We start from the raw sequence: 15375 nt of genomic DNA, 5'->3' as shown, positions 1-15375 counted from the left end.
ACCTCCGCCTCTCCCCATCTCCCCATCTCCCCATCTCCCCATCTCCCCCTCTCCCCATCTCCCCCTCTCCCCCTCTCCCCATCTCCCCTTCCCCGTTCCCTCTTCCCTATATAGTTGGCTAATTTCCACAGATGCGCTACAATCCCAGAACCAAAGGTAGACTATGCTAAAACGATTTGATCGTTATAGTATGGGCGATAGTATATGGTGGGGAGTTAGCAATCACACAATGAATCTAACGCAGGAAATCGTTCTCCAGAACGGCAAATATCGGATTGATGCTGTTCTGGGTCAAGGGGAGTTTGGTGTGACCTACCAAGCCATGCACCCTCTCACTCATCAAACGGTTGTGATTAAAACGCTGCATCCTAAATTCATCACCTCCGTTGATTTTCCCCAAATCAAACAGCAATTTGCAACAGTTGCCAAGCGTTTAAGCCAGTGTCAGCATCCTAATATTGCCCGTGTGCTGGACATCTTTGAAGAAAAGGGTTTACCGTATTTGGTGATGAATTATATTGCGGGTCAAACCCTAGAAGAAACCTTACGCGCGCATTCTCCGTTATCGGTTCATCAGGCGCTGCAATATATCCGCCAGATTTCTTCGGCCATGAGAACCCTACATCAACACGGTTTACTTCACTGTAACCTGCAACCGAGGAATATCCTGCGCCATCAAGGGACAGACATCCTCACGTTAGTTGATTTTGGCTTAACCAGTGGCTTTATTGAACCGAGTGTCAAGTTTCCCATCCGTAACCGGGTTTTATCCGTCGGTTATGCGTCCCTAGAACATTATCTCCCCCATCAACACCTAACTCCCGCCACGGATATCTATAGTTTGGCAGCGACGTTCTATTGTTTGTTAACGGGTGAACCTCCCTTAGAAGCTCCATTGCGAGTGAATGAAGCCACACAACAGTTACTCAGCGCGTCTAAACCGACTTTAAGACAAATTCAACCTACCTTGAGTCCCGTTGTAGAACGATTAATTTACTGGGGATTAGAAATTGAACCCTCCCGACGTCCTCAAAGTGTTGACCAATGGATTGCTTTTTTACCCATTGAAGACATTGCGACAACGATTCAATCTCCTAATACTGTGATTCAACCTCAAAATTCTAGTGTTGTTGAACTTGTTCCCCCCAAATCTGTAGCGGTAAAAGCAGTTGTTGAAACCCCCGTTTCTGTTCAGGAAAAACCTTTAACTTCCGTTGCGACATTACCCAGTTTTCCCCTCAATTCCCCACCCCCACAAATTCAACCTGTTCCTGTTGCGATTCCGACTTGGGAACCGGAAGAAACGATACCTTCCCTGGGTTTTTTACTGCCGATTTTATTCTTAATTACATCCTTATTTTTTGGTTGGGTTGGATTTGATCTTACCCGTCGTTATGGCTACATTATTAGTCAGAAAACCAATATTCAATTGAATCATCCCTTTAATAATTTAGATTCCACAGAACCGATGTTTGAAAATCCTTCTGTTGAAACTCAAAATCCCAAGGAAGTCGCGGCGGAACGTTCCACAGAACAACCTTTAGAAGAGGGATATGACTCAACAGTAGAACCTTCCGATGCAGAAGCAAAAACCGAAGAAACTTCACCCGTTGAGCAATCTAGTGATACTAGCATTGCTACTGAAATAGAAGGGAAAAGCTCATCAACCTCAGAATCTCAATTAGAAGAATATTTACTTTCTCCGCCAGAACAAAGCAGTTCTCCTGAAGTAGGATTAGAACCGAATGTTACCGACTCCTCGGCTTCGGCTCCTGTAACAAACTATTCCGGTGATAATGATTCAACAATTTCACCTTCTACAGAGCCAGAATCCAATTATTCTCAAGATGGGAATGGGACGTTACCAACGGAGACGACACCGGGGGGCGGGGGAGGTTTATTACCAGAAGAACCTGTTCCTAATTCTTATTCTGAACCCACGGTTCCTGTAGAACCCCAATATCCCGTTTCTTCTGAAGAAACAACCCCGATGACTTCAACGCCTAACTATGGAACAGAATCTAATATTCCTACATCCCCTTTAACTTCTCCCATCAGCAACTAGCTAATTTTAAATAAGTTTTGAAAAATCAGTTTTCTCTTAATTTAATTAGGAGGAAAGGTGTATTTTTCAAGTTCTGTTGTTGTTTTTAAGGCTCCTTTATCATCAAAAATTTGCCATTTAATTGGCCCAATCAAATTTCCATACCACACCACTTTTTTAAAGGGTGTTCCGGCTTTTGTTCCATTAATTTCGAGTTTAAACGTTGAAAATTTTCCGGCGGGAACTTCAATATCCTCCGTTCCAACAACTTCATAATTTTCTTTTACTTCTGTGGTCATCACCGCAATTTCTTGACCTTCCCAAGTCCAAGTCTCCCCAGGAGAAGGAGGATTTTTGAGAATCGTTTTTGGCGGTTCTAAGCGATATTCTGTGTTATTTCCCCCAAAGGTATACAGTTGTCGATATTCTTTTACGAGTCCACTGGGTTTAGCATACCAAATATAAAACGGTGCAAACCCTAAATTATTTTCGGTTTTATAAAGCGTTGTTCCATCGGTTTGAGTTTCTAAACCTTCAACTTTAACAGTTAGTTTAGATTGCTTCCCATCAGCCGTTTTTGCTTGGTATTCCCAGATTCCCCCCACAGGTAAAGGAAAATAATCGTGGGGTGGTGTTTCCGCAAAGGTTTTGAACCCTATCATCACCAAAACAATCGTTAGAAATAATCCCAAAAAGCGTTTCCGGTTGAACATTATTTTTCTCTCAACACTCTGTTACTTTATTAAACCCTAATACTCAAATTGTAAAACATAATTGGGAACCGTTTCAGGCTCAGGTTGCATCTCTCAGCGAATGATCAAGCTAAGTCGCTACTCTAGGATAGATTTTAATCCGTAAATAAACAATATTCAAGTGTAGAACAATTCAGTCAGTTGTTAAGACTTTGATTAATTTCCAGATTATCAAACAATTGCACTGCCAATATTAATCATAATCATCCATGATGAGGCTGAAAGATGAACAGAATTCCACCCCAAATTTTGTATTGTTTTCGACATCCAGCGATCCGAACAAGTCTATTAATATTGTGTTTCGGGGGAATGGTGCGATCGCTTCCTTATCTTGCGCCGATTCATGCAGAATATATTCAACAAAAAGATGTGGCTTTTGAATTTAGCGATCGCAATAATTTACCTTTAGGAACTGTTCTGAGTTCTAATCAAAATCATACCGCAATTGTTCGTTTAAGTCAAGTTTCACCGGATTTTATTAACGGGATTATTGCCGCCGAAGATAAACGCTATTATCAACATGGGGCGGTTGATTCTATTGCTCTGATTCGCTCTATTTTAGAAGCATTTCAAGCCAAACAAATTGTTAGCGGTGCGTCTACCGTTACGATGCAATTAGCCAGGTTATTAGAACCTGCACCCCGCACATTACCGAATAAGTTTAGTGAAATTTGGTTATCTTGGCGACTGACCGCCGGAATGAATCAACAGGAAATATTAGAAGCTTATATTAATCGTTTACCGATGGGGGGGAATTTGTATGGTGTTGAAGCGGCTGCAAAAATCTATTTTAATACCTCAGCATCGGAGTTAAATTTAGCCCAAGCTAGTTTATTAGCAGCCCTTCCAAATGACCCCACAGATCTAAATCCATACCATAATTTATCTGCGTTAAAAAAACGTCAAAATTATGTATTAAAGCGTATGGTTGAAGATGGATATATTACTTCTATTCAAGCGGAACGCGCCTATCAAGAAAAATTAGCCTTTCAACCCCAACAACAAGGAATTATCGCCGCACCTCATTTTCTATTTTGGCTAACGGAACAATTAACAAATTCCGAGGTTATGACTCACAAGGTAGAAAAGTCAATCCATAATATCAAAACCACAATAGATCGTCCGTTACAACAATTTATTGAAGCCCAAATTCAGCAAATTTTGAGTAGTTTAAAAGACCATAACGTTCATCATGCTGCTGCTATTGTCCTTGATAATAATACCGGAGAAGTCTTAGCTTATGTCGGTTCTCCCGATTATTTTAATAGCGATCAATTAGGGCGAAATGATGGCGTTCAAGCGTTGCGACAACCCGGCTCAACGTTGAAACCTTTTTTATATGAATTAGCGTTAGCAGAAGGGATAATTCAACCCTATACAATTTTAGCAGATGTTCCGACTTATTATGCAATTCCGGGGGCAAAGCTTTACAGTCCAACGGATTATAGTGAAACTTTTTTAGGCCCAGTACGGGTGCGAGTCGCGTTAGCAAATTCGTTAAATGTTCCGGCGGTAAAAGTATTAGAAAAAGTAACCGTTCCTGTATTTTTAGAACGATTAAAAAAGTTAGGTTTTCAACATTTAACTCATTCTCATAATTATTATGGTTTAGGATTAACGTTAGGAAGTGGGGAAGTTAGTTTATGGGAGTTAGCCCAAGCTTATTTAATTATGGCAAATCAGGGTAAAATTATTAAACCTAATGTGATGCTGAGTAGAATAAAACCTCAAAATAATAATTCACAGTCTATTGATACTGTTGTCACTTGGCAATTAATCACGAATATATTAAGTGATGCTCATGCAAGATCTCATTCTTTTGGGATTGATTCTGTGTTAAATTTACCCTTTCCAGTTGCGGTGAAAACAGGAACATCTTCTAATTATCGAGATACTTGGACGGTCGGGTTCACAACAGATTATACCGTTGCAACCTGGGTGGGAAATTTTGACGGTGAAGGGATGCAAAATGTCTCTGGGGTAACGGGTGCAGCACCCTTATGGAATCGAATTTTATTGCATTTACATGAAACAAAAGAACCGGGTAATTTTCCCAAACCTGAAGGGTTAGTTGAATTACCGATTTGTGCAACAACTGGGTTACGTCCGACAGAAGATTGTTCAGGAGGAACTGTATTAGAATATTTTAATCCTAAAGCAATTCCTGAATACTATAAAAATTCTCCTCAATTTGCGTTAAATTCTGAATATAATGAATGGTTATCTCGACAACCTCATCCTCAATTAACCCAACATCAATTAAAAATTATTTCGCCTCAACCGGATGATTATTTTGTGATGAATTCGGGAGATGCTTCTCAATTAGAATTTAAAATTATTAACCCTTCTCAAGAGTCTGTGGAATGGTGGTTAAATGGTAACAAATTAAAGGTTCAGTCTGCTAACTCTTTATTTTGGCAATTGCAACCGGGACAATGGACGTTAACCGTTAAACAGGGAACTCAACAGAATACTGTTCAATTTCAAGTGCAAATAGCGGATAAAAAACCCTATCGTCGAGGTTTTTCAGTGGTTAATACTAATAAATAGGCTTAGATAATTAATAACTCTAACCTGAAACCCGGTTTCTCAGATCATTAAATTGTAGTTGAGAATACAAATTTTCAAGCTTTACAAAGTTTTTATAATTTTCGAGCAACTCTTTTCAAATCCTTTACCTAATTATTGATTGAGATTTGTAAAGTAGAAACTAGGAAACCGAAAACAACACGGCAAAATTGTCCCCTAACAAGTGGAGATGCTTATGCGTAACTTGATCTGTGATCTGCTGAACCCTCTGCGTCAATGGTTAGATAATCTGGAAATTCATAACCCTGATGTAGCACTATTTTTATATCGGGTAATTCCAGCACAATGTCCCTTTGCACGGGATATTAAACTTTTTGGATATACCGTTTTGCATATTCCTCCCTTGTGCAAACTCAACCCTTTTTATGAACAATTAATGGGTTTACGGTTTCGGGCAATGTGTTATTTAGTTGATGAATGTGGCATGACTATTTAACCGTTGAAATCGATTATTTTTTAATTGCAGGTCGCACTAAAATGACGGTACAGTGACAATTTTTAGCGATCGCTTCTGGAATATTTCCCTGAATCACTTGTCTTAACATTCCTTCTCGACTTGCGCCTAATACAATCACATCACACTGATCTTTATCTGCTAAATCAATGACCGCTTCTGATACGGAATTAGAACAAACAGTGGTAAAAATGACATCCGTATTTAAGCGATGACTTAAATCTTCTGAAGCTTGCTGAAATTCTCTAATTTCCTGTTTAGAAAGAACTGTTTTAACGACCCGACAAAGACGAATTTGAGGAGATAAACTTAACTTAGTTAATGCAGGTAAAAGAGGGACAGAAACGGAATGTTCTAAGGTATCTCTCACGGGAACTAACCAACGCTGCCAACCCAAAACCGGACAAGCCGCAATATCTAAATTCCCATCAATTTGAGGATCATCTGAAATTTGATGTTTCGCCCATTTAACTAACATAACTTGACAGGGAACTTGACGAATAACCGCATCCATCACATTACTAAAAATCCGATCTGGGGCTGATTTATCCCCATGCCAACCCATTAATAATAAATCTATATGTTCATTTTGAGTGGTTTCTAAAATTGCTTGGGCGACATCATGGGCAACTCGAATTTGAGTATGAACAGAAATCTGTAAATTTTGTCCTAAACGTTCAGCTTGTTGTAATAAACGCCGGCTTTTAGTTAACCGAACTGAAGTTTCTGAAGGAGATTGACTGTAGGGAATTGTAATCACCGTTAAACATTCTAATTCATAATTACGTTCTTGAGCGATCGCGATCGCAACTTTTAATAAAGTTGGGGCAGTTTGAGGGTTATATAATGAGACTAATAAACGACCATTTCCGGTTTTTGGCCCCCTGGTTTGATAGGCAATATAAGACGCTTCATGATGTCGCCCCACTTGGGTTGCTTCCCCGCTAATTTGACCTAATTCGGCACGAATAATATCACTCCGAGTAATAATTCCCACTAAATGATGATGTTCTACAACGGGTAAACGACTGAGTTTATAATGACCCAATAAATATAAAACATGAGTTAAATTATCATCAGGGCCAACGGTAATGGGTTGGGTTGTCATTAACTGATCAATGGGGGTATGATCAGGGAATTGGCGACTACTAATTTGAGTTAAATCTGTTTGGGTAATAATTCCCACTAACTTACCCTTTTCTACGACAGGAAATCCGCGATGGTGAGATTTTGCAAAAGCTTCAATCACTTGTTCTAAAGTGAAATTATCGGGTAAGGTTTCAACATTTCGTTGCATCACATCCGCAGCCTTTAGTTTCTCTAAAGTCCCATCAATGGGTTGATTAGGTTTGAGTTCAATTCCACTTAATTTTAATAACTGATCATACAGTGATTCAGAATCAATTTTTTCAGAAATTAAATAGGCTACAATAGAAGAAATCATGAGGGGTAAAACTAATCCGAAATCCGTTGTAATTTCAAATACAATGACAACGGCCGTAATCGGTGTTCGCGCCACAGCACAGAAAAAAGCCCCCATTCCTGCAAAAGCAAAAATCGTGGGTTGGTCAATTCCTAACATGAATTCAGATTCCCAACTTCCCACTAAATGCCCTAACGCCGAACCCAAGACTAAAGAAGGGGCAAATAATCCTCCAGGTGCGCCGGAACTGGCTGCAATTGCGGTTAGAATAAAATGGGCTGTAAATGCTAAAGCACTGGTTTGCCAGGGCAATTCCCCACTTAAAATTAATTCTCGAATTCCGGTATTATTTCTAAAGGAAAGAGGCAAGAAAGATACGACTAAACCGGATAATAAACCAGCAACCGCCATGCGTTGTGGCAATCCCCACTTTAACACCCGACGATTAAATTTTGAACCCGCAATAATACTGCGACTAAAAATTGTTCCTAAAACTCCGGCTAGAATTCCTAAGATAATAAATAAAGGGATTTCTCTAGCATATAGTAATCGATCCTGTACCGTTTCTAATATAATTGTTCTTGTGACATAAACACTGAGTTCTTGACCTCCTAATAAGCGGGAAACCACCGCCCCAAGAAAAGAGGCAATAATCGCAGGGCCAAGGGTAATTCCTGACACATCATGTAGGAGTTCTTCAACTACAAATAACACCCCCGCAATAGGCGCATTAAATCCAGCAGCTAACCCCGCAGCGGCTCCACAAGCAATTAATTGTCGGCGATAATTGGGAGAAGTGGGAACCCAGCGACTAATCCAAGCGGCTAAAGCGGCACCGATTTGCACCGTTGGCCCCTGACGTCCTAACGTTAAACCGCAGCCCATCGTAAACATCGTCCCGATGAGTTTAGAAAATGCCACTCGAAAATCAAGAGAAATGGGTTCTCCTGCTAAGGAGGCTTTGACTTGGGGAATTCCACTTCCGGCCGTTTCTGGCGCTAATCTTTCCACCAAAAAACCGGTTAATAAACCCCCGATTAATCCCACACCCGGAAGAAAAATCCAAGCGGGAACCCCAGCATTTAAGGATTCTGAAATTCGCCAAGACCCTAACCATCCAGCCCCTTGTTTTAATAAGAATGCAGCTAAACCAGACACTAAGCCTATTAAGCAAGCTTCAATAATGGCATAACGTTTAGGGGTGGTGGGTGATAAAATTTTAGAGTTCAGAACTGAAATTTCTCTGGGGATAGAGATGCGCCGCATAAAGACAATAGAATTTTTGGCTATTGTTTAGAATAGCAGTGAAAACACCCGTATTTCGATCAATTAAAATTTGTCGTTAAACTAACAAAACTTACTAATATAACTTCAAGAATTTTGTTGTTAGGCTTCAGCCTACTTGAAGCTAAAGCTCAACAACGATTTCTCTCGTTTCTAGGTTCTACCTAGAAATCCTATAAGGTGGCTCTGCCACCTCATTTCTAAGAGGCGGAGCCTCTAGCAGACGTTCCCTGGTAGAACCAGGGAAACTAGGAAAAAAGCAAATTATTCCTCAGAATTTTTACCGAGTGTTTCTTGTGCAGCGTGTCGGATATGAAGAATACGAATGATTGAACTTTCTGGATTTTCAAGGATTGTAAATAGGATACGATAAGAATTTCGTCCATGACCATAAAGAAGTTGACGGATTTCTTGACTAAAATATTCATTTTCTCTAGCCAAAGGGCAACGCTTTGGCATTTGTAAAAGAGATGTAATCGATTTTAATAGCCCTTGATACCATTGTTTTGCCTTTTCTGGAGATGTAACTTGAGACATCCAGAGGAACGTTTGATCAGCTTCTGCTTCTGCGGTACTAGAAATTTCAATGCGATATTTCATCAATCAATAGATAGATTATATTTACGACGTTGTGCTTCAGCAAATTGATCAAAATCTCTAAACCGCCCCTGTTCAAAATCCTCTAATCCTCGTTGAATTCCCTGAATGGCTTCTTCTGTATCATGGGTTTCCCATAATAAAATTTGATTGAGTAGTTCTGTCACCACAAAATCAATATTTTGACCTTGTTTAGCTGCTTTTTCTCGGAGTTTTGCTTCCAGTTCGGGAGTCAGTGTCACAACAATTGACATAGATGTTTTTTGATATTGTTAACCTTTGGAGGTTATTATAACAAGAAATTCAGGTGATTGTATGATTTAACAACCGAAGAACGATTAATTAAGGAACTCTAACCTAATTATGATTAATTCATCTAAATCTCAATGCCACAGCTTAAAACATTTAAGCCCTGGAATCAATTTCAGGATAGCTAATTTTTAAGGGTTTGAAGTTGAGTGCGGAGCCCCCGTCACCCCCTCACACAAATGTCTATCCTCCTCACTCACACTTGAACTATTCTCCAGATAATCCTTCATCCATTCACAACCCCAAACCATTAATTGATCTAAATCCAAACTAATCGTCCACAGCTTGATTGTGTTGTCCCAACTGCTGGAAGCTAGGGTTTGGTCGTTGGGACTCCAACTCACATCGGTGACTGAGCTATTGACTTCCAAACTATTTGATCGAGGGATTCGATTATAAGATAACCCAAGAGGTTTTTACCCCAGTCAAACCCTAACTTTAAATACTATCTTTTGGGTGAGTGAATCTGTAGAGCGATCGCGCAAACTAAAATCAAGCGAGGATTAAACAGACTAATCTCCGCCGTCGTTAACCCAACAAACAGGAGCAATAACGTGCCTATTGAACACATAGTCGGGATGAGTTCCACATTGAACGGAAAAGTACCCACTTTATTATTAAGTGATATGACTGTTCCTCTGTGGGGTTTAGCTATTTTCATTCTGTGGACAATTTTTATTGTTCTACTGTTACTCGCTGTCAGAATTCGCCATCTGGCGGCGGGTGGCTCTGTGAAAGATTTTGGCACACCGAATGATGAAAGTTTGCTTTGGCGACTGTTTCGGGTTCACGCAAACTTAATTGAGAACCTACCTTTGTATCTGGGGGTGGTTTTCCTGCTAACTGTTCGGGGTATTTCTGGAACAACGATAGATGTGCTAATTGTTGTGTATATCGGATTTCGTCTCCTACATTCACTGATTCATATTGCAGGCTTAAATCCTAAGTTTCGGCTGTTCAGTTTAGTCATTCAGTTCAGTTGTTTAGTTGCTTTAACTGTCTTGGCATTATTGTAGTTGAGGAATTTCAAGGAGGTTTAATTATGACAATAGAAAATAGGAGATTATCAGCAGGTCAGATTATCCTGGCAATTATTTATATTCTTATAATCCCCCTATTACTTCTACTTTTTTCAGGAGATTGGTTATGGCTTGAAGGATGGATTTTTGGAGTTTGGTTAATTATAATTTCTGGAGTTACTGCCATTTATTTATATCGAAAAGACCCGGAATTACTGGTAGAAAGATTTAAACAACCCGGATCAGATAATCAAAAAGTCTGGGATCAATATTTTCTCTATGGATTTGAACTTTTATTTTTAGCTTGGATTATAATCATGCCTTTAGATAGCAAACGATATCAATGGACAACAAATTTCCCCTGGGAGCTAAAAATTTTGGGAGGGATAGGATTATTGATTTCATTTTTCTTTTTATACCGAGCTTTTACAGATAATACCTTTTTATCGCCTCTGGTCAGAATCCAAACCGAACGAAATCACCACGTCGTTTCCACTGGTGTTTATGGCTTTGTTAGACATCCTATGTATCTAGGAGCGATCTTTTTATTCCTGGGAACACCAATATTATTGGGTTCTCAATATGGGGTTTTAATCGGTGTTATAATATCCTTGCTTCTCGTTGCTAGAATTAGGGGAGAAGAAAAGATGTTAGTTGAAGAATTAGAAGGATATCAAGATTACACAAATCAGGTGAAATATAGATTAATTCCTTTAATTTGGTAACGCATCGTGCTACGCGCCATATTATGAAATTGATTTAGAATCCCTCATATATTCCCTACAATTTCATCGTTAAGCTAATCCGTTTTAACTTCTCATTAACTTCCATCACCCGCACTTTCACCACTTGACCCACTTTAACAAATTTATTCGGATCATCGACAAATTGATCTGCGATTTGAGAAATATGAACTAACCCATCTTGATGCACTCCAATATCAACAAATGCACCAAACGCAACTACATTCGTGACAATTCCTTCTAATTCCATACCGATTTTTAAATCCGTTATTTCTTTAATCCCTTCTTTAAACGTGGCATATTTGAACTCCGCACGGGGGTCTCGTCCCGGTTTTTCAAGTTCGTTAATAATGTCTTTTAAAGTTGGAATTCCAATGGTATCAGTAACATATTTATCCAGTTTAACGGATTTAATTTTATCCTTAAATTGGCTAATATTATTTAAGGAAATGCCTAAATCTTTCGCCATGACTTCCACCACCTTATAACTTTCGGGATGAACGGCGGTATTATCTAAAGGATTAACCCCCCCTCGGATTCTTAAAAATCCTGCCGCCTGTTGAAAGGCTTTAGGGCCTAATTTTGCCACTTTTAACAGTTCCTTACGGGTTTTAAAGGCTCCATTTTCATTACGATAATTGACAATATTCTGCGCCACTGCTGGGGTAATTCCTGAAACAAAGGTTAATAATTCTTTTGACGCGGTATTTAATTCCACTCCCACATAGTTCACACAACTTTCAACCGTATCATCCAGTTTTTTCTTTAATAATTTTTGATCGACATCATGTTGATATTGTCCAACTCCTATGGATTTTGGATCAATTTTAACTAATTCTGCTAACGGATCTTGTAACCGTCGTCCGATACTAATTGCACCCCGTACTGTTAAGTCTAAATCAGGGAATTCTTGTCGCGCTACATCACTCGCAGAATAAATCGATGCACCAGATTCATTCACCATAACTTTAATCGGTTTTCGGTCTAATTTAGCGATAATTTCGGTTATAAATTCATCGGTTTCTCGTCCGGCGGTTCCATTTCCAATGGCGATTAATTCAATATTATATTTATCGATTAATTGTTTAACTTTTTTCGCGGCTTCTTGACGTTGACCTTCTGCTTGATGAGGGAAAATCGTATGATATTCACAGAATTTTCCGGTTTCGGATAAAACTGAAACTTTACATCCGGTTCTAAACCCTGGGTCAATGGCTAAAGTGGGTTTCATTCCCGCAGGTGAGGCGAGTAATAATTCTCTTAAATTGGCTTCAAAGGTTTTAATGGATTCTAAATCAGCGTAGGCTTTGCGATCGCTTCTGACTTCACTCATTAAGGACGTTTTCATTAACCGATTAAAAGCATCTTTTAACATCGGTTGATAAAATTTGCGAATCACCGGATTTTTCGTTTTAATTTCCTGAGATTCTAAATAAGACTGTACAAAATCATCATCAAATTCTATCTCGACTTTTAAGATTCCTTCCGCTTCTCCCCGAAATAAAGCTAATAAATTATGAGGCTTAATATCCTGTACATTTTCTCTATATTGACGGTACATTTCAAACTTAGTCGTTCCTTCGGGGTAATCTTCTTTCACCTGGGATAAAAATACCCCATCATTCATTAAATATTCTCTCAAATACGCTCGTAAATTCGCTTTCTCAGACACAATTTCTGCTAAAATATCAGAGGCTCCATTTAAGGCATCTTCAACGGTTTTCACACCTTTTTCTTCAGAAATATATTTTTCGGCTTCCCCTTCTAACGCAACCGTCGGGGAATTAGGTTGATTAAAATTAGCAATAAATTGAGCGAGAGGTTCTAATCCTTTTTCTTTCGCAACAGTCGCGCGAGTTCGTCGTTTAGGTTTATAAGGTAAATATAAATCTTCTAATTCCGTTTTTTGTAAACAATTTTCGATTTTTTCTCGCAGTTCATCGGTGAGTTTATCTTGAGATGCGATCGCGTCTAAAATGCTTTTTTTCCGGTCTTCTAATTCCGTTAAATAGGTATAACGTTCTGAAAGATCTCGCAGTTGAATTTCATCTAAAGACCCGGTGAGTTCTTTCCGGTATCGCGCCACAAACGGAATCGTTGCTCCCTCAGAAAACAATTGTAGCGCGTTTTCTACTTGAAAGGGTTTAAGAGACAGTTCTTGAGCGAGAATTTGGGGAATATTGAGCATGGGATTCAAAACCAACAGATGTTCCATCTAAGTTTGATTTTATCATATTTGTTTGATATTAAGTCAATCTGGGTACAGTAAAAGCTGAGAGTCCATCCTGATTAGGTATTTGTCTTTGTCATTAATTTTGTGTGATATGATATTAGATTAGATATCTTGAAATTAGGCAAAATTCATGGAAAAGCTATCTCAATATCAATCTCTCTATGAAAAAGATTATTATCTCTGGCTACAAAAAACTTCAGAAATCTTAGATACTCGTCAACTTAATCAACTAGATATTGATAATTTAAAAGCAGAAATTAAAAATTTAAAATTCAATGTTAAAGAAAACTTAAAAACCAGATTAAAAACATTAATTGGAAATTTGTTAAAATTAAAATATTGGACAAGCGAAAAAGAATATAATGCCAGAGGATGGCTCAATAACGTTATAGAACAACGATTAAAAATTGAATTATCCTTAGAAGATAGCCCAAGTTTAAGGACATTGTTAGATGAAATATTCCTCGATTGTTATGACCAAGCTAGAACCGATACTTTAAAAACTCATCAGTTACCTCGTGATTTATTTCCTCTCAAAACTCCTTTTTCCTTAGAAGATATTCTTAATTCTGATTATTTACCCTAATGTTAACTGTTTGATATCTACAAACTTTTTACCCATCACCCCTAAAGGATAAAATAATGCTAAAACAATTACTCCTAATATTATTATTAACCTTAACCTTAATTCTAAGTCCTGTTTATTTCCCAGCATTAGCTGTTAATCTGGATACGGGAGCGAAAATATTTGAAGCGCAATGTGTGGGATGTCATGGGGGAGGAGGAAATATTGTCCGACGAGGAAAAACTTTAAAGAAAAAAGCTTTAGAACGCAATCATGTTAATACTTTAGAAGCAATTTCAGCGTTAGTTACTAATGGCAAAAATAATATGTCTGCTTACAAAGATCGTTTAACAGATGCAGAAATTCAAGCGGTTTCTGCTTATGTTTTAGAACAGGCGGAAAAGAATTGGAAAAAATAGCAGAAACTGGGTTGATAACAGTTATTAACCCAGTTTTGTTGACTTCATTTAGATTACCTTGGCGTTTTAATTTTTAATTCTGCCATCTTCTAACGTCAAAATGCTATCAGCTACATCCATAATTCGGGGGTCATGGGTCACCATTAATACCGTTGTCTCTCCTTGTTTGGCCAAGGTTTTTAACAGATCAATTACACCCCGACCACTACTCGAATCTAAGGCTGCGGTGGGTTCATCAGCCATAATTAATGGGGGGTCTCCTGCTAATGCTCGCGCCACAGCAACCCGTTGTTTTTGACCTCCCGATAAATCTTGGGGTAACAGATGAATTTTATCTCCTAAACCCACTTGTTCTAAACGTGTTTTCGCTTCTTCTCTGGCATTTCTTTTGCCCATTCCTTTAAGATGCAGAGCTAATTCCACATTTTCTAAAGCGGTTAAAGCGGGAAATAAATTAAATCCTTGGAAAATAAACCCAATATTATGTAACCGAAACTCTGCCAATTGAGTCCGAGACAATTTTGTAATTTCTTCACCCAATAAAAACACTCGTCCCGCCGTCGGTGTCAAGAGTCCGGCAATAATAGATAGCAATGTTGTTTTTCCCGAACCACTCGGCCCCATCAACAGTTGAATATCCCCTTGTTCGACTTCTAAATTAATATTTTGCAGCACTTGAACCGTTTGCCGCCCCGATTTATAAGCCATTTCAACACGACAAGCTTGAATTCCAATCGGCTTAATTCTAGCATTTGGTGAATAGTATGCAGCCTGATTGGGAGATATAGTGGATTTTGCCTCGCTAACTTGAGTGCGTATCATCGTTCCAAATTAATAATGATGTGGGCTTCTAACAAGAATTGACGGATCTAATAAACTAAATTACAGAGGAGTATTGTCAGTTTACTGAAGAAATCGGGTAATTCCAGAGAAGGAGGGCTGAC

General features: G+C 38.7%; 14 protein-coding genes. 7 read left to right on the top strand and 7 right to left on the bottom strand.

What is annotated here, in order from left to right; translation table 11 throughout:
- Positions 1-229: 229 nt before the first annotated feature.
- Entirely contained in the window at positions 230-2065 is a 1836-nt protein-coding gene (locus NMK36_RS00335) for a serine/threonine protein kinase (protein ID WP_072718842.1), read from the top strand.
- A gap of 41 nt (positions 2066-2106) precedes the next feature.
- On the opposite strand, the gene NMK36_RS00330 is transcribed toward NMK36_RS00335, so the two are convergent.
- Entirely contained in the window at positions 2107-2757 is a 651-nt protein-coding gene (locus NMK36_RS00330) for a TapB family protein (protein ID WP_072718841.1), read from the bottom strand.
- Positions 2758-3021: 264 nt separating this feature from the next.
- On the opposite strand from NMK36_RS00330, the gene pbpC reads away from it, so the two are divergent.
- Both pbpC and NMK36_RS00320 read left to right on the top strand, forming a co-directional pair.
- The gene (gene pbpC / locus NMK36_RS00325; RefSeq protein ID WP_254172728.1) at positions 3022-5346 is read left to right on the top strand and encodes a penicillin-binding protein 1C; all 2325 of its coding nucleotides are present in this window, start codon (positions 3022-3024) and stop codon (positions 5344-5346) included.
- Between the two features lie 214 nt (positions 5347-5560).
- Positions 5561-5821 (top strand): Mo-dependent nitrogenase C-terminal domain-containing protein, encoded by a 261-nt coding sequence (locus NMK36_RS00320; RefSeq protein WP_306341361.1) that lies wholly within the window; start codon positions 5561-5563, stop codon positions 5819-5821.
- Positions 5822-5834: 13 nt separating this feature from the next.
- On the opposite strand, the gene NMK36_RS00315 is transcribed toward NMK36_RS00320, so the two are convergent.
- The 4 genes from NMK36_RS00315 to NMK36_RS28895 form a co-directional block, all read right to left on the bottom strand.
- The gene (locus NMK36_RS00315; RefSeq protein ID WP_072718838.1) at positions 5835-8528 is read right to left on the bottom strand and encodes a chloride channel protein; all 2694 of its coding nucleotides are present in this window, start codon (positions 8526-8528) and stop codon (positions 5835-5837) included.
- A gap of 282 nt (positions 8529-8810) precedes the next feature.
- Positions 8811-9146: a type II toxin-antitoxin system RelE/ParE family toxin gene (locus NMK36_RS00310; RefSeq protein ID WP_072718837.1), complete on the bottom strand. Its 336-nt coding sequence runs from the start codon at positions 9144-9146 to the stop codon at positions 8811-8813.
- The gene (locus NMK36_RS00305) at positions 9146-9397 is read right to left on the bottom strand and encodes a hypothetical protein (protein WP_072718836.1); all 252 of its coding nucleotides are present in this window, start codon (positions 9395-9397) and stop codon (positions 9146-9148) included. The genes NMK36_RS00310 and NMK36_RS00305 overlap by 1 nt, the downstream gene beginning before the upstream one ends.
- 186 nt (positions 9398-9583) lie before the next feature.
- Positions 9584-9823, bottom strand: coding sequence for a WD40 repeat domain-containing protein (locus tag NMK36_RS28895; protein WP_072718835.1), 240 nt, complete (start codon positions 9821-9823; stop codon positions 9584-9586).
- A 183-nt stretch (positions 9824-10006) separates the two neighbouring features.
- Between NMK36_RS28895 and NMK36_RS00300 the strand changes: the two genes are divergently transcribed.
- Together NMK36_RS00300 and NMK36_RS00295 are read left to right on the top strand one after the other, a co-directional pair.
- Entirely contained in the window at positions 10007-10468 is a 462-nt protein-coding gene (locus tag NMK36_RS00300) for an MAPEG family protein (RefSeq protein ID WP_245824231.1), read from the top strand.
- Between the two features lie 26 nt (positions 10469-10494).
- Complete coding sequence (locus NMK36_RS00295; protein ID WP_072718834.1) at positions 10495-11196, top strand: methyltransferase family protein; 702 nt, start codon at positions 10495-10497, stop codon at positions 11194-11196.
- A 55-nt stretch (positions 11197-11251) separates the two neighbouring features.
- Here NMK36_RS00295 and NMK36_RS00290 read toward each other — a convergent pair whose 3' ends face one another.
- The gene (locus NMK36_RS00290; protein ID WP_072719115.1) at positions 11252-13402 is read right to left on the bottom strand and encodes a Tex family protein; all 2151 of its coding nucleotides are present in this window, start codon (positions 13400-13402) and stop codon (positions 11252-11254) included.
- A gap of 175 nt (positions 13403-13577) precedes the next feature.
- Here NMK36_RS00290 and NMK36_RS00285 point away from each other — a divergent pair, with 175 nt between their 5' ends.
- Together NMK36_RS00285 and petJ are read left to right on the top strand one after the other, a co-directional pair.
- Positions 13578-14033, top strand: coding sequence for a DUF29 domain-containing protein (locus NMK36_RS00285; RefSeq protein ID WP_072718833.1), 456 nt, complete (start codon positions 13578-13580; stop codon positions 14031-14033).
- A gap of 56 nt (positions 14034-14089) precedes the next feature.
- Positions 14090-14431, top strand: a complete 342-nt coding sequence (gene petJ / locus NMK36_RS00280; RefSeq protein WP_072718832.1) for a cytochrome c6 PetJ — start codon at positions 14090-14092, stop codon at positions 14429-14431.
- A 66-nt stretch (positions 14432-14497) separates the two neighbouring features.
- On the opposite strand, the gene NMK36_RS00275 is transcribed toward petJ, so the two are convergent.
- The gene (locus NMK36_RS00275) at positions 14498-15253 is read right to left on the bottom strand and encodes an ABC transporter ATP-binding protein (RefSeq protein ID WP_072718831.1); all 756 of its coding nucleotides are present in this window, start codon (positions 15251-15253) and stop codon (positions 14498-14500) included.
- Positions 15254-15375 lie beyond the last annotated feature (122 nt).

Source organism: Planktothrix pseudagardhii (assembly GCF_904830925.1).
Classification (GTDB): Bacteria; Cyanobacteriota; Cyanobacteriia; order Cyanobacteriales; family Microcoleaceae; genus Planktothrix; species Planktothrix tepida.
The sequence above is the reverse complement of the archived record's forward strand: the minus strand, read 5'-3'. Positions and strand labels throughout refer to the sequence as shown.